Origin of the sequence: Kluyvera cryocrescens NBRC 102467 (genome assembly GCF_001571285.1) — a bacterium.
Lineage (GTDB): Bacteria > Pseudomonadota > Gammaproteobacteria > Enterobacterales > Enterobacteriaceae > Kluyvera > Kluyvera cryocrescens.
This window is the reverse complement of the sequence record NZ_BCTM01000013.1, coordinates 166,655-186,425: the sequence shown is the minus strand read 5'-3', so window position 1 is coordinate 186,425 and position 19,771 is coordinate 166,655. Positions and strand designations below refer to the sequence as shown.

The 19,771-nt window shown below is 53.7% G+C and carries 16 protein-coding genes; 9 read left to right on the top strand and 7 right to left on the bottom strand.

Annotated elements, in window-relative coordinates:
- Nucleotides 1-1,141 (bottom strand): DNA translocase FtsK 4TM domain-containing protein (locus tag KCR01S_RS11310; protein WP_174522456.1); only part of this gene is annotated, 1,141 nt, incomplete at its 3' end.
- Between the two features lie 121 nt (nt 1,142-1,262).
- Entirely contained in the window at nt 1,263-1,757 is a 495-nt protein-coding gene (lrp, locus tag KCR01S_RS11305) for a leucine-responsive transcriptional regulator Lrp (protein ID WP_000228473.1), read from the bottom strand.
- 551 nt (nt 1,758-2,308) lie between these two features.
- Here lrp and trxB point away from each other — a divergent pair.
- The 5 genes from trxB to infA all read left to right on the top strand — a co-directional run bounded on the left by trxB (nt 2,309) and on the right by infA (nt 8,130).
- The gene (trxB, locus tag KCR01S_RS11300; protein WP_052284340.1) at nt 2,309-3,277 is read left to right on the top strand and encodes a thioredoxin-disulfide reductase; all 969 of its coding nucleotides are present in this window, start codon (nt 2,309-2,311) and stop codon (nt 3,275-3,277) included.
- A 116-nt stretch (nt 3,278-3,393) separates the two neighbouring features.
- Nucleotides 3,394-5,160 carry a heme ABC transporter permease/ATP-binding protein CydD gene (gene cydD, locus KCR01S_RS11295; protein ID WP_061282844.1) on the top strand — a complete coding sequence of 589 codons (1,767 nt, stop codon included), beginning with the start codon at nt 3,394-3,396 and terminating at the stop codon, nt 5,158-5,160.
- Nucleotides 5,161-6,882 (top strand): heme ABC transporter ATP-binding protein/permease CydC, encoded by a 1,722-nt coding sequence (gene cydC / locus KCR01S_RS11290; protein ID WP_061282843.1) that lies wholly within the window; start codon nt 5,161-5,163, stop codon nt 6,880-6,882.
- A 40-nt stretch (nt 6,883-6,922) separates the two neighbouring features.
- Nucleotides 6,923-7,627 carry a leucyl/phenylalanyl-tRNA--protein transferase gene (gene aat / locus KCR01S_RS11285; protein WP_061282842.1) on the top strand — a complete coding sequence of 235 codons (705 nt, stop codon included), beginning with the start codon at nt 6,923-6,925 and terminating at the stop codon, nt 7,625-7,627.
- Between the two features lie 284 nt (nt 7,628-7,911).
- On the top strand, nt 7,912-8,130 hold the full coding sequence (gene infA, locus KCR01S_RS11280) for a translation initiation factor IF-1 (protein WP_002211347.1): 219 nt from the start codon (nt 7,912-7,914) through the stop codon (nt 8,128-8,130).
- Between the two features lie 155 nt (nt 8,131-8,285).
- Here the strand turns inward: infA and clpA are convergent, their stop codons facing one another.
- Nucleotides 8,286-10,562 (bottom strand): ATP-dependent Clp protease ATP-binding subunit ClpA, encoded by a 2,277-nt coding sequence (gene clpA / locus KCR01S_RS11275; RefSeq protein WP_061282841.1) that lies wholly within the window; start codon nt 10,560-10,562, stop codon nt 8,286-8,288.
- A gap of 29 nt (nt 10,563-10,591) precedes the next feature.
- A complete protein-coding gene (gene clpS, locus KCR01S_RS11270; RefSeq protein ID WP_052284335.1) occupies nt 10,592-10,912 on the bottom strand; it encodes an ATP-dependent Clp protease adapter ClpS in 321 nt (106 codons plus the stop codon).
- Between the two features lie 393 nt (nt 10,913-11,305).
- Between clpS and cspD the strand changes: the two genes are divergently transcribed.
- Entirely contained in the window at nt 11,306-11,533 is a 228-nt protein-coding gene (gene cspD, locus KCR01S_RS11265; protein ID WP_061282840.1) for a cold shock-like protein CspD, read from the top strand.
- A gap of 79 nt (nt 11,534-11,612) precedes the next feature.
- On the opposite strand, the gene macB is transcribed toward cspD, so the two are convergent.
- A complete protein-coding gene (gene macB / locus KCR01S_RS11260) occupies nt 11,613-13,553 on the bottom strand; it encodes a macrolide ABC transporter ATP-binding protein/permease MacB (RefSeq protein ID WP_061282839.1) in 1,941 nt (646 codons plus the stop codon).
- Nucleotides 13,550-14,665, bottom strand: coding sequence for a macrolide transporter subunit MacA (macA, locus tag KCR01S_RS11255; protein ID WP_061282838.1), 1,116 nt, complete (start codon nt 14,663-14,665; stop codon nt 13,550-13,552). Before macA ends, macB begins: the two co-directional genes overlap by 4 nt.
- A 161-nt stretch (nt 14,666-14,826) precedes the next feature.
- Between macA and KCR01S_RS11250 the strand changes: the two genes are divergently transcribed.
- Nucleotides 14,827-15,780 carry a VirK/YbjX family protein gene (locus tag KCR01S_RS11250; protein ID WP_061282837.1) on the top strand — a complete coding sequence of 318 codons (954 nt, stop codon included), beginning with the start codon at nt 14,827-14,829 and terminating at the stop codon, nt 15,778-15,780.
- Between the two features lie 184 nt (nt 15,781-15,964).
- Entirely contained in the window at nt 15,965-16,921 is a 957-nt protein-coding gene (locus KCR01S_RS11245; protein WP_061282836.1) for a VirK/YbjX family protein, read from the top strand.
- Here KCR01S_RS11245 and KCR01S_RS11240 read toward each other — a convergent pair.
- Nucleotides 16,918-18,576, bottom strand: coding sequence for an ATP-dependent endonuclease (locus tag KCR01S_RS11240; RefSeq protein ID WP_061282835.1), 1,659 nt, complete (start codon nt 18,574-18,576; stop codon nt 16,918-16,920). The genes KCR01S_RS11245 and KCR01S_RS11240 overlap by 4 nt on opposite strands.
- A gap of 373 nt (nt 18,577-18,949) precedes the next feature.
- Here KCR01S_RS11240 and aqpZ point away from each other — a divergent pair, with 373 nt between their 5' ends.
- The gene (gene aqpZ, locus KCR01S_RS11235; RefSeq protein ID WP_061282834.1) at nt 18,950-19,642 is read left to right on the top strand and encodes an aquaporin Z; all 693 of its coding nucleotides are present in this window, start codon (nt 18,950-18,952) and stop codon (nt 19,640-19,642) included.
- Nucleotides 19,643-19,771: the final 129 nt, after the last annotated feature.

Below are 19,771 nucleotides of genomic sequence, written 5' to 3'. Positions count from 1 at the left end.
CAGACGTCTGTGGCTGTGCGTATTGCGGCTGCTGTTCTAACGGCCCATTATTTGGGGCCTGGACAGTCTGCCATGCCGCATCAGGAGCAGAGGCAGGCTGACCGCCGAGCGGCGTGGGCTGAGAAGGATCCGCCGCCCAGACAGGGGCCGTACCGGTTGCCGCAGTGGCGAGAGTTTCCGTTACCGTGTGGCCGCTCAGCAGCGGGTCAAATTCATCATAATCTGCCGCGCGCGTGGCGCTGGCACCCGAAAACAGGACATCATCAGGATCGGCTTTGGCAATATAGCGCCCGGCTTCTTCCGGATCATCCATGCGACGACCGGAGAACAATGCCTCATCGGTCATGCGGCCCATCGGGTTAGCAAATTTTTCGGCAATACGCTTACGTCGTGCGAGGGCACCACGCAGAATACGGGCACGTCGGGATTCATGCGACGCCTTCGACTTCTGCGCGACATTCCCCTCTTCCTCCTCGTATTCGTCTTCTTCGTAATCGTCTTCTTCAACCCACGAATCATCACGACGCGTACGATTACTGGCAAACGTCAGAATATTGAGGATCCAGCTGCCCATTTTTTCAGCGATCCCAACCCAGGACCAGCCGGTAAACAGGGTTAAGCCGGCAGCCCAGATGCACAAAAGCGCGATGGTGCCGCCGCTGCTGTGCAGCATTGGTTGCAGAGCGGTACTCAACAGGCTGCCAATCACGCCGCCGGAGGCAAAGTACCAAATATCATCGGCGTTGATCGCCGCCAGACCGCAGGAGGTCAGGATGATGGCCAGCACGCCAATTAAACGTAGCGAGACGGCAAAGTAATCGATGTAATCTTCGCTTGCCCGACGTTTCCAGGCAAACCAGCAGGCCCCCACAATAATCACCGGAATGGTGTAAGCCATTACGCCGAAAATGAAAAACAGGGTATCGGCAAGCCATGCGCCAGAAGCGCCACACAAATTGTGGATAGGTTCATGCCAGGCCGTTTGCGACCAGCTGGGATCGGAAGGATTGAAGCTCAGTAGTGCTGCCATTAACCAAACGGCAAAAATGGCGCATAGAAGGAGTAGCGCCTCAAGGAGTCGGCGTCCGCTGCTGAGTTTTGTCAGTTTGACTTCTTTGTCTTCTGTATATTCCTGGCTCAAGAAAGGCTCTCCAGGTGCCAAATGCTAAAAACGGACAACAGTGTCAGATCGCTCCAACACTGTTGCTGTATGGATTAACAGGAGTGTAATCAAACTACGCTGATTTTGCACCTGTTCCGTTTTAGCGGGTCTTAATTACCAGACGATTACTCTGTTTGACCTCTTCCATAACGACATAAGTACGGGTGTCGTTGACGCCAGGCAGGCGCAGCAGAGTCTCGCCGAGAAGCTTACGGTAGGCCGACATATCCGGTACACGGGTTTTCAACAGGTAGTCGAAATCACCGGAAACCAAGTGACACTCTTGAATTTCTTCAAGTTTTTGCACAGCGGTGTTAAATTGCTCAAACACATCCGGCGCACCACGATTCAGAGTAATCTCAACAAATACCAGCAGTGATGCGTCCAGATAATGCGGGTTCAGCAGCGCGGTATAGCCCTGAATAAACCCCTGTCGTTCCAGACGACGTACGCGCTCGAGGCACGGGGTCGGAGAAAGTCCTACTCTTTTGGAAAGCTCGACGTTCGAAATACGCCCATCTTTTTGCAGCTCATTCAGAATGTTGCGGTCGATGCGGTCGAGATCTTTGCCAGGGCGTTTTTTACTATCTACCATTATTATTGTCTCTCTGTATTCCTTCCCTACTCCTGTCTTGACTCTGTGCACTTCACTGTTCAGAGCCTTATCCCTTTTTCAATACGCCGTTGTTGCTGCAACGACGCATATCCCAGGGTATGCGTATGAGAAGCCCCGGCGCCTCGCGGCAAAGCCTCCGACATCACGTATGATATCTGTCCACACCATACGTAGATTTCAGTGAACCGGGTAAAAATGGTATTTGCGTGCATGAAAATTCACCACACGCGAAACACTGCTTTTCTTCTTCCTTGAATGTTGTCGCAAAAGCACAGGGGATTGTCAAAGCAAAACATCTTTTTTTAGTACAACATGCCAGATATTCATTATCACCCGGGCTTGATTGACATGTAATCGTCTTATAATTCCGCAGCGTGCAGTAGAAATAGTTATATTTATTGATGTTAAAATAGGCAATCAATCGGTCTGTTCTATTACACATATCGTTAACAAAATCGCTATGCTCTTTTTTTACGTCTACAAATTCCCTACAATCCAGACCAATGACTGCCAACAATTATGGGGATCTCATGGGCACGGCCAAACACAGTAAGCTGCTAATCCTTGGTTCTGGACCTGCGGGATACACCGCTGCGGTCTATGCTGCACGCGCAAACCTGCAACCGGTACTGATTACCGGGCTGGAAAAAGGCGGTCAGTTGACCACCACGACCGAAGTGGAAAACTGGCCTGGCGATCCAAACGACCTGACCGGTCCGCTGCTGATGGAACGTATGCATGAGCATGCGACCAAATTTGATACCGAAATCATTTTCGATCACATTCACAGCGTTGATCTGCAAAATCGTCCATTCCGCCTGACCGGCGACAGCGGCGAGTACACCTGCGATGCATTAATCATCGCGACCGGCGCTTCAGCCCGCTATTTGGGTCTGCCGTCTGAAGAAGCCTTCAAGGGCCGCGGCGTTTCCGCTTGCGCAACCTGCGATGGTTTCTTCTACCGCAACCAGAAAGTCGCGGTGATCGGCGGCGGTAACACGGCCGTTGAAGAAGCACTGTATCTGTCGAACATCGCCTCAGAAGTGCACCTGATTCACCGCCGTGATTCATTCCGTGCCGAAAAAATTCTGATCAAGCGTCTGATGGATAAAGTCGAAAGCGGCAACATCGTGCTGCACACCAACCGTACGCTGGATGAAGTGACCGGTGACCAGATGGGCGTAAGCGGCCTGCGTCTGCGTGATACCCACAATACCGATACCGTTGAGTCTCTGGACGTAGCGGGTCTGTTCGTGGCGATCGGCCACAGCCCGAACACCGCTATTTTCCAGGGACAACTGGAGCTGGAAAACGGCTACATCAAAGTACAGTCCGGTATTCACGGTAACGCGACGCAGACCAGCATTCCGGGCGTCTTCGCGGCAGGCGATGTAATGGACCACATTTACCGTCAGGCGATTACCTCTGCAGGCACCGGCTGTATGGCTGCGCTGGACGCGGAGCGCTATCTCGACGGTTTGGCTGACGCGTGCAAATAATCTTTACAAGTCAGTAACAAAAGTAAAAAAGGCGACGATAAGTCGCCTTTATTTTTTCTGCGATGTAACATTGCCGCGCCCGTAACTAAAACCATAAGCTACCTGCTAAGCGCCCAATGAATAAAAGTCGCCAACAAGAACTCACCCGCTGGCTCAAACAGCAAAGCGTACTCTCACGCCGCTGGTTGATGATCTCCCGTCTGCTTGGCTTTGTCAGCGGCGTTCTGATTATTGGTCAGGCCTGGTTCCTTGCCCGTATTCTTCATCACATGATCATGGAGAATATTCCACGCGAAGCATTGCTGATGCCCTTTATCCAACTGGTGCTGATTTTTATCCTCCGCGCGTGGGTGGTCTGGTTACGCGAACGCGTGGGTTTTCACGCCGGACAACAGATTCGTTTTGAGATTCGCCGCCAGGTTCTGGACCGTCTTCAGCAGGCAGGTCCGGCCTGGATTCAGGGCAAACCGGCGGGAAGCTGGGCGACGCTCATTCTTGAACAGATTGACGATATGCATGATTACTACGCCCGCTATCTGCCGCAGATGGCGCTGGCCGCATGTGTACCGCTGCTCATTGTGGTCGCCATCTTCCCATCAAACTGGGCTGCAGCGCTGATTTTGCTGGTTACCGCGCCGCTTATTCCACTGTTTATGGCGCTGGTTGGCATGGGTGCCGCCGATGCCAACCGTCGTAACTTCCTGGCATTGGCTCGTTTGAGCGGCCATTTCCTCGATCGTCTGCGCGGAATGGATACCCTGCGTATTTTTGGCCGCGGTGCGGCCGAAACCGAAAGTATTCGCCAGGCGTCCGAGGATTTTCGCCATCGGACCATGGAAGTGCTGCGTCTTGCCTTCCTCTCCTCCGGGGTGCTGGAATTCTTCACCTCGCTCTCCATTGCGCTGGTCGCGGTCTATTTTGGCTTTTCCTATCTGGGCGAACTGAATTTTGGTAGCTACGGTATGGCGGTCACGCTCTCCTCTGGCTTCCTCGCGCTCATTCTGGCACCTGAATTCTTCCAACCGTTGCGTGACTTAGGCACTTTCTACCACGCCAAAGCACAGGCCGTAGGCGCCGCGGATAGTCTGAAAACCTTCCTTGAAGCGCCGCTGGCAAATCCAGAGCAAGGCGAACACATTCTGGATACCAATGAGCCGGTGACGCTGCGCGCAACCGACCTGTTTATCACCTCGCCGGAAGGAAAAATGCTGGTTGGCCCGCTGAATTTTACCCTTAACGCCGGGCAACGCGCGGTGCTGGTTGGGCAAAGTGGCTCCGGCAAAAGTTCGTTGCTCAACGCACTGGCTGGATTCTTGCCGTATACCGGTTCTTTACAGGTCAACGGCGTAGAACTCCGCCACCTTCAGCCAGATAGCTGGCATCGCTTAATGAGCTGGGTGGGGCAAAACCCTCAGCTTCCAGCCGCGACGCTGCGCGAGAACGTGCTGCTCAGAGATCCGGACGCTAGTGAGCACCAACTGCTTAGCGCACTGGAAAAGGCGTGGGTCAATGAATTCCTGCCCCATCTGCCTGATGGTGTCGACACGGTGGTAGGCGAGCAGGCAGCACGTTTATCGGTCGGCCAGGCGCAGCGCGTCGCGGTTGCCCGTGCGCTGATTGCCCCCTGCCGTTTACTGCTGCTGGATGAACCAGCGGCAAGTCTGGATGCCCATAGCGAACAGCGGGTGATGCAGGCGCTGACTGAAGCGTCCACGCAGCAAACCACCCTGATGGTGACGCACCAGTTGGAAGGATTGACGGACTGGGACGCTATCTGGGTCATGGAAAATGGTCAGATCGTTGAGCAGGGAACGTATCAACAGCTGGTTGACGCCAACGGCGTATTCTCCGGCCTGCTGGCCAATCGTCAGGAGGAAATTTAAATGCGCGCACTGTTGCCTTATCTGGCGCTCTATAAACGCCATAAATGGCTGCTAAGCCTTGGTGTCATTCTGGCGATTGTGACCCTGTTAGCTAGTATTGGCTTACTGACGCTCTCCGGCTGGTTCCTCTCCGCGTCAGCGGTTGTTGGGTTTGCGGGCGCTTACAGTTTTAACTACATGCTCCCAGCTGCGGGCGTGCGCGGCGCGGCAATTATTCGTACCGCAGGGCGCTACTTTGAGCGTCTGGTCAGCCACGACGCCACCTTCCGGGTTCTCCAGCACCTGCGCGTATTTACCTTCAGCAAGCTGCTGCCGCTCTCCCCTGCTGGACTGGCCCGTTTCCGCCAGGGCGAGCTGCTCAACCGTATGGTTGCCGACGTTGATACCCTCGATCATCTTTACCTGCGGGTGATTTCACCACTCATTGGTGCGCTGATTGTCATTTTGGTGGTGACCGTTGGTCTGAGCATTTTGGATGTGTCGCTAGCTCTGACGCTTGGCGGCATTATGCTGGCAACGCTGTTGCTTCTGCCGCCGCTCTTTTACCGTGCCGGCAAGCCTACCGGTGAGCAGCTCACTACGCTGCGCGGACAATATCGTCAACAGCTGACCGGCTGGTTACAAGGCCAGGCCGAGCTGACGATTTTTAACGCCAGCGAACGTTACCGTAAACAAATGGAACAGACCGAACTGAGCTGGCATGACGCCCAGCGTCGCCAGTCGGAGCTTACGGCGTTGTCTCAAGCACTGATGCTACTTATCGGTGGGGCCGCGGTCATCGCAATGCTCTGGCTGGCCGCCGGCGGCGTCGGCGATAACCTGCAACCCGGCGCGCTGATTGCGCTGTTCGTCTTCTGTGCGCTGGCCGCCTTTGAAGCGCTCGCCCCGGTGACGGGGGCATTCCAGCATTTAGGCCAGGTCATCGCTTCGGCGCTGCGCGTCAGCCAGATTATCGAACAGCAACCGGAAGTCTCTTTCCCAACGCAAACCGGCAGCGTACCGCCGCAGGTGGCCTTGACGCTTTCGCAGGTGTCGTTCACCTACCCTGGGCAGCCGCAGCCAGCGCTTGAGAATCTCTCGCTGCACATTAACGCCGGTGAACACATTGCCATTCTTGGCCGTACCGGCTGCGGTAAATCGACGTTGTTACAGCTCTTGACCCGGGCGTGGGACCCTCAGCAAGGTACCGTCCAGCTTAACGAAATGGCCTTAAACAGCATCGATGAACCGACCTTACGCCGTACGATGACCCTGGTTCCTCAACGCGTACATCTGTTTAGCGCCACGCTGCGCGATAATCTGCTGCTGGCGAAACCGGATGCCAGCGATGAGGCGTTAAGCGATGTTCTGCGTCGTACAGGTCTGGAAAAGCTCCTCGAAGATTCCGGTTTGAACAGTTGGTTAGGCGAAGGTGGCCGCCAGCTCTCCGGCGGCGAGCTGCGTCGTCTTGGTATCGCCCGTGCGCTACTGCACGATGCGCCGCTGATGATGCTGGATGAACCGACTGAAGGTTTAGACGCCACGACTGAGAGTCAAATCCTTGAATTATTGGCAGACGTGATGCGCGATAAAACGCTGCTGATGGTGACGCATCGCCTGCGCGGGCTGGCGCGATTTAATCAGATAATTGTCATGGACAACGGGCAAATTATTGAGCAAGGTAATCATGCGGAACTGCTGGCAAAACAAGGTCGTTACTACCAGTTTAAACAGCGTCTGTAGACTATGATTAGTTAACTTTGTTTCGTGAGGTCATCGCGGCATGCGCCTTGTCCAGCTTTCCCGACACTCCATAGCTTTTCCCTCTCCGGAGGGCGCATTACGCGAACCAAATGGACTTCTGGCCTTAGGTGGCGATCTCGCCCCTGCGCGCCTGCTGATGGCTTACCAGCGCGGGATCTTTCCCTGGTTCTCGCCGGGCGACCCGATCCTCTGGTGGTCGCCGGATCCTCGCGCCGTGCTATGGCCGGAACAGTTTCATCTCAGCCGCAGCATGAAACGGTTTCATAAAACCTCCCCTTACCGCGTCACGCTTAACTATGCCTTCAGCCAGGTGATCGACGGCTGCGCACAGGATCGCCACGAAGGCACATGGATCACCACCAGCATCAGCCAGGCCTACCATCGTCTGCATGAGCTTGGCCACGCCCACTCGATCGAGGTGTGGCAGGGTGAGACGCTCGTAGGCGGCATGTACGGCGTTGCAATGGGCGAACTGTTTTGCGGTGAGTCTATGTTCAGCCGCGCAGAGAACGCCTCTAAGACTGCGCTGTACGTCTTCTGTGAGGCATTTCGCCTGGCGGGCGGTAAATTAATCGATTGCCAGGTGCTGAATAGCCATACCGCTTCGCTCGGCGCCGTGGAAATTCCCCGCCGCGACTACCTCGAACATCTGGATAATCTGCGTACCGGTTCTCTCCACGATAAATTCTGGGTACCACGCCGCCTGTTTTCAGCTGAAACGTAAATGTTTTCAGCACAATTTCCATCAGGATGATATAATTGCCGACGAGAGTCGCTTCTGCCTTTTGCCCCGCCGCCGTTTGGGAATCATTCGAGTCAGATAACGCCCACGTTTATCCTGCTGTTTCCGGCCTGGTTTGCGCCCATCACATGATACTTTTGTGTGGTGAAAGGGTGATGCGCAAAAACGACTTTCGCCGATTAAGACGGACAATTCTTTACTTACTTGATGAACTTCGGCATTATCTTGCCGGTTCAAATTACGGTAGTGATACCCCAGAGGATTAGATGGCCAAAGAAGACAATATTGAAATGCAGGGTACCGTACTTGATACGTTACCTAATACCATGTTCCGCGTAGAACTGGAAAACGGACACGTGGTGACTGCACATATCTCCGGTAAAATGCGCAAAAACTATATCCGCATCCTGACGGGCGACAAAGTGACTGTTGAGCTGACCCCGTACGACCTGAGCAAAGGCCGCATTGTCTTCCGTAGTCGCTAATAACCGCAGATAATGAGCGTCTGGCGCAACGTTTGCCGAGCGCTTTTTGCTGAATAATGCCTCGCTTATTGCGGGGCATTTTTTTACCTGAATTACAGAATAAAAAACCGGGCAAACAGTTGCCCGGTTTTTATTTACATCACCGATATCGGCCGTTAATGCGCCGCTTCCGGTTTGTGCTTCTGTGCACTTTGGAAGTCGTAGGTCAGCTCGTTTTTCTCTTTATCGAGCGCTACCGTCACCTGACCACCGTCAACCAGCGAGCCGAACAACAGTTCGTTGGCCAGCGGTTTTTTCAGGTTATCCTGAATCACGCGCGCCATTGGACGTGCGCCCATGGCCCGATCGTAACCCTTCTCTGCCAGCCAATTACGTGCTTCCTGGCTAACTTCCAGCGACACACCTTTCTGATCCAACTGAACCTGCAGCTCGACGATAAATTTATCCACCACCTGATGAATAACGTCGGTCGACAGATGATCGAACCAGATAATGTTGTCCAGACGGTTGCGGAATTCCGGCGTAAAGATCTTCTTGATCTCTTCCATCGCGTCAGTGCTGTTGTCCTGATGGATAAGACCAATCGATTTACGCTCGGTTTCACGCACCCCGGCGTTGGTGGTCATCACCAGCACCACGTTACGGAAATCAGCCTTACGGCCGTTGTTATCGGTCAGCGTGCCGTTGTCCATCACCTGCAACAGCAGGTTAAAGACGTCCGGATGCGCTTTTTCAATCTCATCGAGCAGCAGAACCGCATGCGGATGTTTGATAACCGCATCGGTCAGCAGACCGCCCTGATCGAAACCAACGTAACCCGGAGGTGCACCAATCAGACGGCTCACCGTATGACGTTCCATATACTCAGACATATCAAAACGCAGCAGCTCAATGCCCATCGCTTTCGCCAGTTGGACGGTCACTTCCGTTTTACCCACCCCGGTAGGGCCAGCAAACAGGAATGAACCTACCGGACGATGATCGTGGCCGAGGCCGGCGCGGCTCATTTTGATGGCTTCGGTCAGCGCATCAATCGCCTTATCCTGCCCGAAGACCAACATTTTGAGACGATTGCCGAGATTTTTCAGCGTATCGCGATCGCTCTGGGAGACGCTTTTCTCCGGGATACGCGCAATCCGCGCCACCACGGATTCAATGTCCGCCACGTTGATGGTTTTCTTACGTTTACTCACCGGCATCAGACGCGCACGCGCACCCGCTTCATCAATGACGTCAATCGCCTTATCCGGCAGATGACGATCGTTGATGTATTTCACCGCCAGCTCTACCGCCGCACGGACCGCTTTCGCGGTGTAGCGAACGTCGTGGTGCGCTTCGTATTTCGGTTTCAATCCGTTAAGGATCTGTACGGTCTCTTCTACCGACGGTTCAGTTATATCGATTTTCTGGAAACGACGTGCCAGCGCCCTGTCCTTCTCAAAGATATTGCTGAATTCCTGATAAGTGGTGGAGCCCATCACCCGAATCTTACCGCTGGAAAGCAGTGGTTTAATCAGGTTTGCCGCATCCACCTGTCCACCCGACGCCGCACCGGCGCCAATGATGGTATGGATTTCGTCGATAAACAGAATACTGTTGGTATCCTGCTCCAACTGTTTGAGCAGCGCTTTAAAGCGTTTTTCAAAATCACCGCGATATTTGGTTCCCGCCAGCAGCGAGCCAATATCCAGTGAATAGATGGTGCAATCGGCCATGATTTCCGGCACGTCACCGCGAACGATACGCCATGCCAGACCTTCGGCAATCGCCGTTTTACCGACGCCAGACTCGCCGACCAGCAGCGGGTTATTTTTCCGACGACGGCACAGAACCTGAATCGTACGCTCCAGCTCTTTATCGCGACCAATCAGCGGGTCAATGCCCCCGACGCGAGCAAGCTGATTAAGGTTGGTGGTGAAGTTTTCCATACGATCCTCCCCGCCTGCTTGCTCTTCGTTAGACTGCTGGGTTCCGGAATCGGAAGGCTGGCTTGGCTCGTCTTTACGGGTGCCGTGAGAGATGAAGTTCACCACATCAAGGCGGCTCACTTCATGTTTACGCAGAAGATACGCAGCCTGCGACTCCTGCTCGCTGAAAATGGCCACAAGGACGTTAGCACCGGTCACTTCGCTACGCCCGGATGACTGGACGTGGAAAACCGCGCGCTGCAGAACACGCTGGAAGCTGAGCGTTGGCTGTGTTTCACGCTCTTCTTCACTGACCGGCAGAACCGGCGTGGTTTGTTCGATGAAGGCTTCGAGTTCCTGACGCAGCGCCACCAGATCGACCGAGCACGCTTCCAGCGCTTCACGGGCGGATGGGTTGCTCAGCAGAGCCAGCAACAGATGCTCGACGGTCATAAACTCGTGACGGTGCTCGCGCGCTCTGGCGAAAGCCATGTTTAAACTGAGTTCCAGTTCTTGATTGAGCATTGGCACCTCCCCCAATTTTCATGCCTGTATCAGGCTTGTTCCAGCGTACACAACAATGGATGCTCGTTGTCCTTCGCGTACTGATTCACCATAGCCACTTTGGTCTCGGCGACTTCTGCCGTAAATACACCACAAATCGCTTTACCTTGATAGTGAACCGTTAGCATCAGTTGTGTTGCGCGTTCTACATCATAAGAAAAGAATTTTTGTAACACGTCAATAACAAACTCCATCGGAGTGTAATCATCATTGACCAATATCACTTTATACATCGACGGGGGTTTAAGCCCATCCTGAAGTTTGTCTGCCGTAAGCTGGTCGAAATCCAGCCAGTCTCTGGTCTTACTCATTGTCAGTCATCATCGTCGGTGTCATCTATTGCTGCTGACGAGCCTGGTGACACGCTGGCGATGCGGATAATTAGCGGGAGTTCAGAAGCATTCCCTTAAACCATCGCGTCTTCATTCCAGCGTATACAGGTTCTGAATTTACTGTAGATCATAGATAGCTATCACCTATAGTTGTCATTCGCGAACTCTGTCACATTCCCGTCAATAGCGTTAACTGCTTCAAATTTTGATGCATTTTCCGCCTTAAGCCCCCTTCAAACGCTTGACGCACTGCCCGAAATATCTAAATTGTACTGGCGAGAGTTGGTGAGGTTTTGTACAACTCCTGACTCCACCACCGGTTCATTCCATCTACTTATAAACGTATAATAGAATTACGAAGGATGTCGAAGTATGGAAATGGGTACTGTTAAGTGGTTCAACAATGCTAAAGGGTTCGGTTTTATTTGCCCGGAAGGCGGTGGCGAGGACATCTTCGCCCATTACTCCACCATCCAAATGGATGGGTACAGAACATTAAAAGCCGGGCAATCCGTCCACTTTGATGTCCACGAGGGCCCCAAAGGCAACCACGCAAGCGTCATTATTCCCGTGGAAGCACAAGCAGAAACGGCCGCCTAGTTTACTGCCCCATTGTGTACATCTCGCTATCAAAATGCCAGTCCTTCTGACTGGCATTTTTTCATCTCCTGCGGCGCAATTACTCGCGCGCCAGGGCATCCACCGGATCCAGCCGCGCCGCATTTCGCGCCGGCAGCCAGCCAAATAAAACCCCCGTCAGCGTCGAGCAGATAAACGCCGTCAGCAGCGCCAGCGGAGAGAAGCCAATCTCCCAGCCCGGCAGCACCAATTGCAGCAGCAGCGCTATCATCAACGACAGCGTCACGCCCAGCGCACCGCCCACCAGACAAACGAGGATCGCCTCGATCAAGAACTGCTGCAGCACGTTGCTTGCCCGCGCGCCGACCGCCATCCGGATGCCAATTTCTCGCGTCCGCTCGGTAACCGACACCAGCATGATATTCATCACGCCTATTCCACCCACGACCAGCGAAATCACCGCCACCAGCGTCAGGAACAACTGTAATGTATGTGTGGTGCGTTCCGCCGTTTTCAAGACGCTGTCCATGTTCCAGACAAAGAAATCTTTCTTCCCATGGCGCAAACTCAAGAGTCGGGTGAGCTGCTGTTCAGCCACATCGCTGTCGTAGCCCTCTTTAACCCTGACGGTTATCGAATTGAGCCACGACTGCCCCATGACGCGTCCAGACATAGTGGAATAAGGCAACCACACGCGCAGCACTTTGCTGCTGCCAAACATCGATTGCTTTTCATCTGCCACGCCAATCACGGTAGCGGGCGTATTCCCGACGAGAATCACTTCGCCCACTGCGCTGGCCTTATTTGGGAACAGCTGGCGACGCGTGTTGCTATCCAGCACCACCACCTGCGAACGCTCAGCCGCCTGGACTTCATTGAAGGTATTCCCTTCACTGAAAGTCATGCCGTAGACGTTAAAATATTGCTGGCCAATTCCCTGCACGCTGGCGGCAACGTCAATATTCCCCGCGCGTATACGCAGGTTTTTTGATACCGACGGGGTGACCGAGCTGACCCACGCCTGTTTTTCAATTGCCAGTAGATCGTCATACTTCAACGATTGCTGATACTGCGGGTCATCATCGCCAAAATCTTTGCCCGGATAAACATCGATAGTATTGGTGCCAATGGCGCGAATATCCGCTAATACCATTTGTTTGGCCGCGTCACCCACCACCACGATCGATACCACCGATGCGATACCAATAATAATCCCAAGCATGGTCAACAGCGTGCGCATCTTATTCGCCACCATCGCGCGCCATGCCATTGACAGCGCCTCACGGAAGCTATTGCTGAATTGCCGCCAGCCGGAGACATTCTGAGCCACTGCCGCGCGCGCCACCGTGGTGTTTTCACGCGCTGGGGGGTTGCGAATAATTTCACCGTCACGAATTTCAATCACCCGTTCAGCCTGCGCGGCGACCAGCGGATCGTGGGTGACGATAATGATGGTATGGCCCTGCTCTTTAAGCTGATGGAGGATTGCCATTACCTCTTCACCGGAATGGCTGTCCAGTGCTCCGGTGGGCTCATCGGCCAGGATAACCTGCCCGCCGTTCATCAGCGCACGCGCAATACTGACGCGCTGTTGCTGCCCGCCGGAGAGCTGAGACGGTGCGTAATCCACGCGGTCCTGCATCCCCAGACGCTGCAAAAGTTGTTTTGCCCGCTCCAGCCGAGCTTTGCGCTCCATGCCGGCATACACGGCGGGGACTTCAACGTTCTGCGCCGCCGTTAAATGCGATAACAGGTGATAGCGCTGGAAGATAAAACCAAAGTGCTCGCGCCGCAGTTCGGCCAAAGCGTCACCATCCAGCGTTGCGACGTCCGTTCCTGCCACTCGATAGGTGCCACTGGTGGGCTTATCCAGGCAACCCAGGATGTTCATCAGGGTCGATTTGCCCGACCCTGACGCCCCGACAATGGCCACCATCTCCCCGGCGTTAATCTGTAGTGAGATGCCCTTTAGCACCTCCACGCTGCTATCCCCGGAGGGGTAACTCCGTCGAATATCGGTCAGTTCAAGCAGCGCGGTCATTTTCCTGCTCCGGCTTTACCTTCACCGGTAATGACTTCGTCGCCCTCTTCCAGCCCTTTCGCAATTTCCACGTCGGTATCATTACGCGCGCCGATAACCACTTCGCGCGTTTTCACTTCGCCATTTCGCAGCAGGCGCACGTTATAACGATTATCGCCAACGCTATCGCCAAGCGCCGACAGCGGGATAGTCAACACATCACTCACGCCACTCAACTGAATATGCACCTGGGCCGTCATCTCAAGGCGCAGCACGCCTTTAGGGTTAGGAACTTCAAAGCGCGCGTAGTAGAAAATAGCGTCGTTCACCTTTTCCGGCGTCGGCAGAATATCTTTCAGCGTACCTTCATAGCGAGTGAGCGGATCCCCCAAAACGGTAAACCAGGCCTTTTGCCCTGGTTTTAGGAGAATCACGTCGGCTTCTGAGACCTGCGCTTTCACCAGCATGGTGCTGAGATCCGCGAGCGTCAGAATGTTTGGCGCCTGCTGGGCGGCAATGACCGTTTGCCCCTGCAAGGTAGTAATTTGCGTCACTTCGCCACGCATAGGGGCGACGATACGGGTGAAATCGAGGTTAGTTTTTGCCGTATCAAGCGAGGCTTGATTGCGTTTTATCTGCGCATCAATCGTGCCTATTTGCGCTTTTTTGACCGCCATTTCGGTCGCTGCGGTATCCAGATCCTGACGCGAAACCGCCTGAGTCTTTGCTAACTGCTGCTGGCGGGAATAGGTGACGCTTGCCAGTCGCCATTCGGCCTCAGCCTGCTGACGCTGCGCGTTTAACTCCATCAGCGTGGCTTCCACTTCTTTTATTTGGTTTTCCGCCTGTTCGGGATCGATAACCCCAAGAAGCTGATCTTTCGTTACTTTATCACCGATATTGACTGACAACGTTTTCAGCTGTCCGCTGACCTGCGCACCGACATCAACTTTACGCAGCGCATCCAGCTTACCGGTCGCCAGTACGCTCTGTTCAAGGGAACCCTTACGCACAATTAACGTTTGGTAATTGGGCAACGGCGCATTGAGCGTTCTCCATAGCGCAATCACCACGATCACTAGAATGGCAATGGCGAACACGTAACGCTTTTTAAATTTTCCCTTGATGTTCATAAAAATCCTAAATTCCCGAGTAACTCGACAGAATGTAAATACCAACTTAAACGTGGGCTAAACAAACCGTCAAAAGTGGTAGCCAACGTCGGCGTAGAGTTAATTGATTCATTTCGTCGATGGTAAAATCAACGCCAAAACGTATTTCTGGATAGTAAACCATGTCTCAGCTCAGCGAAAATTCATTCGAATCCTCTCAACCACCTTCTGCCTTTGGCCTCTTTTTTAGCCTGTTTAGTGGCCAATGGCGACCAGGTGAATTCTGGAATCAGCGCAGTTTCCGGCGCAAATTTATGCTGCGCTCACTGCTTATGCCACGTTTAAGCCGTGAATGGATGGGTGAACTATCCCAGTGGTCAAATCTTGATACTCTGCTGACGCGACAGCCGCGTCTTCCGGTCCGTCTGCATCGGCCGTATCTGGCGGTCAATTTCAACCGCCAACAGGTCCTGGAAGCGCTGCGCTATCACTATACGCTGTTGTCTGAGGCCATGTCCCCAGAAGAGTTGTCTACCTACCTGAATACACAGGCTTTACCGCTGGCCAAAATTGAAGGTAAAAATGGCGACATCTTCACCTTCGAATTGACCATGCAGGTTAATCTGGATAAAGAAGGCGATAGTACGATCCTGATGCGTAATAGCGATGGCGATGTGCTGGCTGAAATGACCTTTAGCATTATTTCCTATGAGAATAAGCGCACGCTGTTTATTGGCGGACTACAGGGAGGTAAACGCGACCTGCCGCACGAAGCCATCCAAAACGCAACCAAATCCTGCCACGGCCTCTTCCCAAAACGTTTGGTGATGGAAGCGGTATGCCGTTTTGCAGAACGCCTGCAGGCTGAACAAATTCTTGCCGTCAGTAACGAAGCGCATATTTTCCGCGGCGAACGTTACCAGGATAAGAATAAAAAAATACTGTCTGATTACGATACGTTCTGGGCAGCGGTCGGCGGTGAATGCGACAAGCTGGGCTATTTCCACCTACCGATCCAGATTGCCCGTAAAGATGAGGCCGAAATTGCCAGTAAAAAACGCGCGGAATATCGCCGCCGCTATCAGCTGCTGGACGAGATTCAAACACAGATGTCGACGCTGTTTGCACCACGCTAGCCAACGCCGGGCGCCGAGAGATCGGCGCCCAAAAAATAGACAAAAAAAGTACTGATGAACCCTAAACCATTCATCAACAGAATAAATTCTCCACATTTCCTCCACAATCTTTGCATTTGTTGAAATATCGTTGAAGATCCCGTTGATTAAATAGGCAAAACCTTCATTTAATGAGATTTTTCCTATGTCCAGCGTTGCCGAGCTTCAACTTTCTTCTGCCCCACAGCCTGAATCGAGCTGGCAGCTCTTTAGATTGCTGTCGACCGGTGCCCTGACGCCAGGACGAGCCTGGAAGAATCCCGCCTATCGCCGTAAATTTATGCTGCGCTCGCTCGGCGCGCCGCGTATGACCGGAAAACTGCTGGAAAGTCTGACGAAACAGCCGCAGCTAATGCAAATCCTCAACGTCCAGCCAGGACTGCCGTGCAGATTACACCGCCCATGGCTGTCAACGCATATGAGCCCTCAGCAGACCATTGATGCCCTGTGCTACCACTACCGACTGATGCTCGACAAACTTCCGGATAACATCACGAGCCACTATCTGTCGGCCCATGGCGCACTGTTGACCACGATCGAGGGAAAAGACGAGCAGCGCTACCGCATTTATCTCGGCGCTGACGCGATGCTGGATAAAGAAGGTGAAGCGACGCTGACGTTTCGCGATGAAAACGACACCGTACTGGCTGAGCTGACCTTCACTCTGTGTCAGTACAACGGCGTGGATACGTTCTTTATTGGTGGATTGCAGGGTGCGAAAGCCGATGTTCCTCATCAGCTCATTCAGGTAGCGACAAAAGCGTGCCACGGCCTGTTCCCAAAACGTCTGGTGGTGGATGCCCTGCTGACGCTAGGTGAGCAACTCTCCGTAAAACATGTCCGTGCGGTGAGTAACGAAACCCATATTTACCGCAGCCTGCGCTATCGTCGTAAAAAGCGCGACAAGCTGCACGCCGATTATAACAGTTTCTGGGAGTCATTAAGCGCAACGGTAGATGCCGAAGGCGATTACGTACTGCCCCTGGCGCTACCGCGTAAAACGATGGAAGAGATTGCCAGTAAGAAGCGAGCGGAATACCGTCGTCGCTACGAGCTGCTGGACGCGCTCCAGCAGCAGATTGCTGCGACTATTCAGGGCTAATCGGCCTTCCCGCGCGCCAGCCAGACGACGCGGGAAAACATTTTTTTCAACAGCGGCGGCACGGCGTCAAGCCCACGCCGCCCTGCCTCCATCGCCACCTCAATCGCCAAATCGGGTTTTGACGATCGGTGTATTGCTTTGGTGATCACCCGACGCATATTCATTGGAATATTCTCCGGCAGTTGCGCCACGCGGTGGTAGACGTTAGAAAATCCCTGCTTATACATAAAGTGTTCCATATCCAGCGCCGGCAGCGTGGTCAGGTGATGGCGCTCCAGTTCCCGATCGTTATTGAGCAAGCCTCGGACCGTAGCGGCATATTTTTTGCCCGCTTCGTCGCCATCAACCAGCACGTGCCATTCAATCCCCATCCGCCGGGCAAACTTAATAAGCGGCTTTAGCCCTGATTGGGCAAACTCAATCACCTTAATCCCTTCGGCGTCAAAATGATGTCCGCATTGGCGAGCCAGTTCGTTAATTACCCAGGTTTCCGTCTCGCCCTCCACCAGCAGCCAGCAGCGGGCAAACAGCGAGGAGGCACGATTAAAACGAATATGGAAAGAGATGCGGCGGCTATCTTCCGCGCTGAGCCCTTGAGGTCCCAGCCGCCAGGCGGCAACGCGGGAGGATTCACGCACCAACCGGCAGACGTTTTCCATCGGCGTGAGCGACAGCAGTTCACCGGAATTGGTCGTGGCGATACGCTGTAACGGCATCAGATTTAACAGGCTCCAGGCCACTGACAGCATAATGGGATGGAGCCGGGTTTCCGGGTCTTCGACCAGCAGCAGCGGACGGGCATCCTTATCCAGCCTGACCGTCCCCTTCGCCTGAAGCAGCGTCGAAAACATGCCCAGAAGGATCACCCGGTGATTACGGGCGCCGGGTTTATCAATCATACGGTTGATGAGATCCAGATAGCGCCAGCTTCGCTGTTCGTCATGCGAACGACGGCGCATTAAGCGCTGGATCGCAGGCCCTGAACCCTGCTCAGAGAAGTAATGTTCCAGCAGTTGCCCCATCGCCGCCAGCCCCTGACGGATCTGCCCGTCGCTGAGGTTTTGCGGGCTGGTTACCAGTTCACGGGAGAGAAAATCGAGCTGACGTGCAGTAATTTCAACATCGGGTACAGGAGGGACCGTGCCGTTGCGAATACGCCGCATAAAGCGGGCATCGCGCAGGCGCAGCACCGGCATCAGGCGAATCAACTCCTGCGCTTTTGCATCAATGTCATCAAGCGCCAGCGCCTGGCCATCGCTATCAATAAAGCTGCGCAGCGTCAACACGCTGCCATCGGCGGCCAGCTCACCTTCAAGACGATAGAAAATACGCTGATAGCCGTCGTCACAGAGCGACCAGCAATCGGACAGGCCCCGATAGCGGCGGCCGCGGTATCGCCCCGGCTCATTTTCTCGGAAGGTCAGAATGATATGCAGATGGTGCTCTCGCCCTTCGATGTCGCCCGGCGGGAACCAGAAATCGGAATGCACAAAATGGTACAGCCCCTCGTGCGGAGAAAGCAGCAACGTTAACGCGTCCAGCAGGCTGGATTTACCCCACGCGTTTTCGCCGATCAAGACATTATTCTCTTCCAGCGTGAGCGATAAACGGTTAATGCCGCGAAACCCTGCAATCTCGGTGCGCTCAAGAAGCATAAATCCTCCGTAACACGAATACGACCATCCTGCTTTATCGGCAGTATAGCGGCATGCCGCCCGCTTGACACCCGCCTACCTGCCCGGATCCGGACCGTGTGTTGATTTAATAACCATTAAATGTAATAAAGTGCGCTACTGGTCACCCTAACCCGATTATTCCGAAAATATTGCACTACACTCTAATTCGAAGAATAAATTGATTAAGGAATGACACCACATTGTTTTGCATCAAAGTTCACGTATTTATTTAACTGGTTAAGGGATGACGTTAGTTTTTAAAATAACGCGGACTATGCCTGCCCCCATTTTCGGTAGGTATAAATTCTGTCGTCATCCTTTGTGACGATAATATTTTTGATTCGAGGTGGTTATGTTTAGAAAATTGGCTGCAGAGTGCTTCGGTACCTTCTGGCTGGTATTTGGTGGTTGCGGTAGCGCCGTTCTGGCTGCAGCATTCCCGGAATTAGGGATTGGCTTTGCGGGCGTCGCACTGGCGTTCGGTTTAACCGTTCTCACCATGGCTTATGCGGTGGGACACATTTCTGGCGGTCATTTTAACCCTGCTGTCACTCTGGGCCTGTGGGCCGGCGGTCGTTTCCCGGCTAAAGAAGTCATTGGCTATATTATTGCTCAGGTTGTCGGCGGTATTATTGCCGCGGCTATTCTGTACCTCATCGCCAGCGGTAAAGCCGGCTTTGACGCGGCGGCCAGCGGTTTTGCATCTAACGGTTATGGCGAACATTCACCTGGCGGTTTCTCCATGCTCTCCGCTATCGTCATTGAAATCGTCCTGACCTGCGGCTTCCTGATTGTGATTCACGGTGCGACTGATAAGAATGCACCTGCAGGCTTCGCTCCGATTGCTATCGGTCTGGCGCTGACCCTGATTCACCTGATCAGCATTCCGGTCACTAACACCTCCGTCAACCCGGCGCGTAGTACAGCTGTGGCTATCTTCCAGGGCGGCTGGGCGCTGGATCAGCTGTGGCTGTTCTGGGTTATGCCTATTATCGGCGGTATTCTGGGTGGCCTGATCTATCGCACCCTGCTGGAAAAGAAATAACGTATCCGTGATTCCTCCTATCCGGACAGGCATCAGCGGGTCCGAATAGACGATACCGACATGAAGGGCCCGGGTTTCCCGGGTCTTTCTTTTTTGATGGCTTTACTCAGTATGTGGTTTTCGGTAGTG

Excerpts from the sequence above, each read along its gene's own strand:
- infA (WP_002211347.1), top strand. The coding sequence starts at position 7,912 with ATGGCCAAAGAAGACAATATTGAAATGCAGGGTACCGTACTTGATACG.
- lrp (WP_000228473.1), bottom strand. The coding sequence starts at position 1,757 with ATGGTAGATAGTAAAAAACGCCCTGGCAAAGATCTCGACCGCATCGAC.
- clpA (WP_061282841.1), bottom strand. The coding sequence starts at position 10,562 with ATGCTCAATCAAGAACTGGAACTCAGTTTAAACATGGCTTTCGCCAGA.
- aqpZ (WP_061282834.1), top strand. The coding sequence starts at position 18,950 with ATGTTTAGAAAATTGGCTGCAGAGTGCTTCGGTACCTTCTGGCTGGTA.
- cspD (WP_061282840.1), top strand. The coding sequence starts at position 11,306 with ATGGAAATGGGTACTGTTAAGTGGTTCAACAATGCTAAAGGGTTCGGT.
- cydC (WP_061282843.1), top strand. The coding sequence starts at position 5,161 with ATGCGCGCACTGTTGCCTTATCTGGCGCTCTATAAACGCCATAAATGG.
- macB (WP_061282839.1), bottom strand. The coding sequence starts at position 13,553 with ATGACCGCGCTGCTTGAACTGACCGATATTCGACGGAGTTACCCCTCC.
- aat (WP_061282842.1), top strand. The coding sequence starts at position 6,923 with ATGCGCCTTGTCCAGCTTTCCCGACACTCCATAGCTTTTCCCTCTCCG.
- trxB (WP_052284340.1), top strand. The coding sequence starts at position 2,309 with ATGGGCACGGCCAAACACAGTAAGCTGCTAATCCTTGGTTCTGGACCT.
- KCR01S_RS11240 (WP_061282835.1), bottom strand. The coding sequence starts at position 18,576 with ATGCTTCTTGAGCGCACCGAGATTGCAGGGTTTCGCGGCATTAACCGT.
- clpS (WP_052284335.1), bottom strand. The coding sequence starts at position 10,912 with ATGAGTAAGACCAGAGACTGGCTGGATTTCGACCAGCTTACGGCAGAC.
- KCR01S_RS11245 (WP_061282836.1), top strand. The coding sequence starts at position 15,965 with ATGTCCAGCGTTGCCGAGCTTCAACTTTCTTCTGCCCCACAGCCTGAA.
- macA (WP_061282838.1), bottom strand. The coding sequence starts at position 14,665 with ATGAACATCAAGGGAAAATTTAAAAAGCGTTACGTGTTCGCCATTGCC.
- cydD (WP_061282844.1), top strand. The coding sequence starts at position 3,394 with ATGAATAAAAGTCGCCAACAAGAACTCACCCGCTGGCTCAAACAGCAA.
- KCR01S_RS11250 (WP_061282837.1), top strand. The coding sequence starts at position 14,827 with ATGTCTCAGCTCAGCGAAAATTCATTCGAATCCTCTCAACCACCTTCT.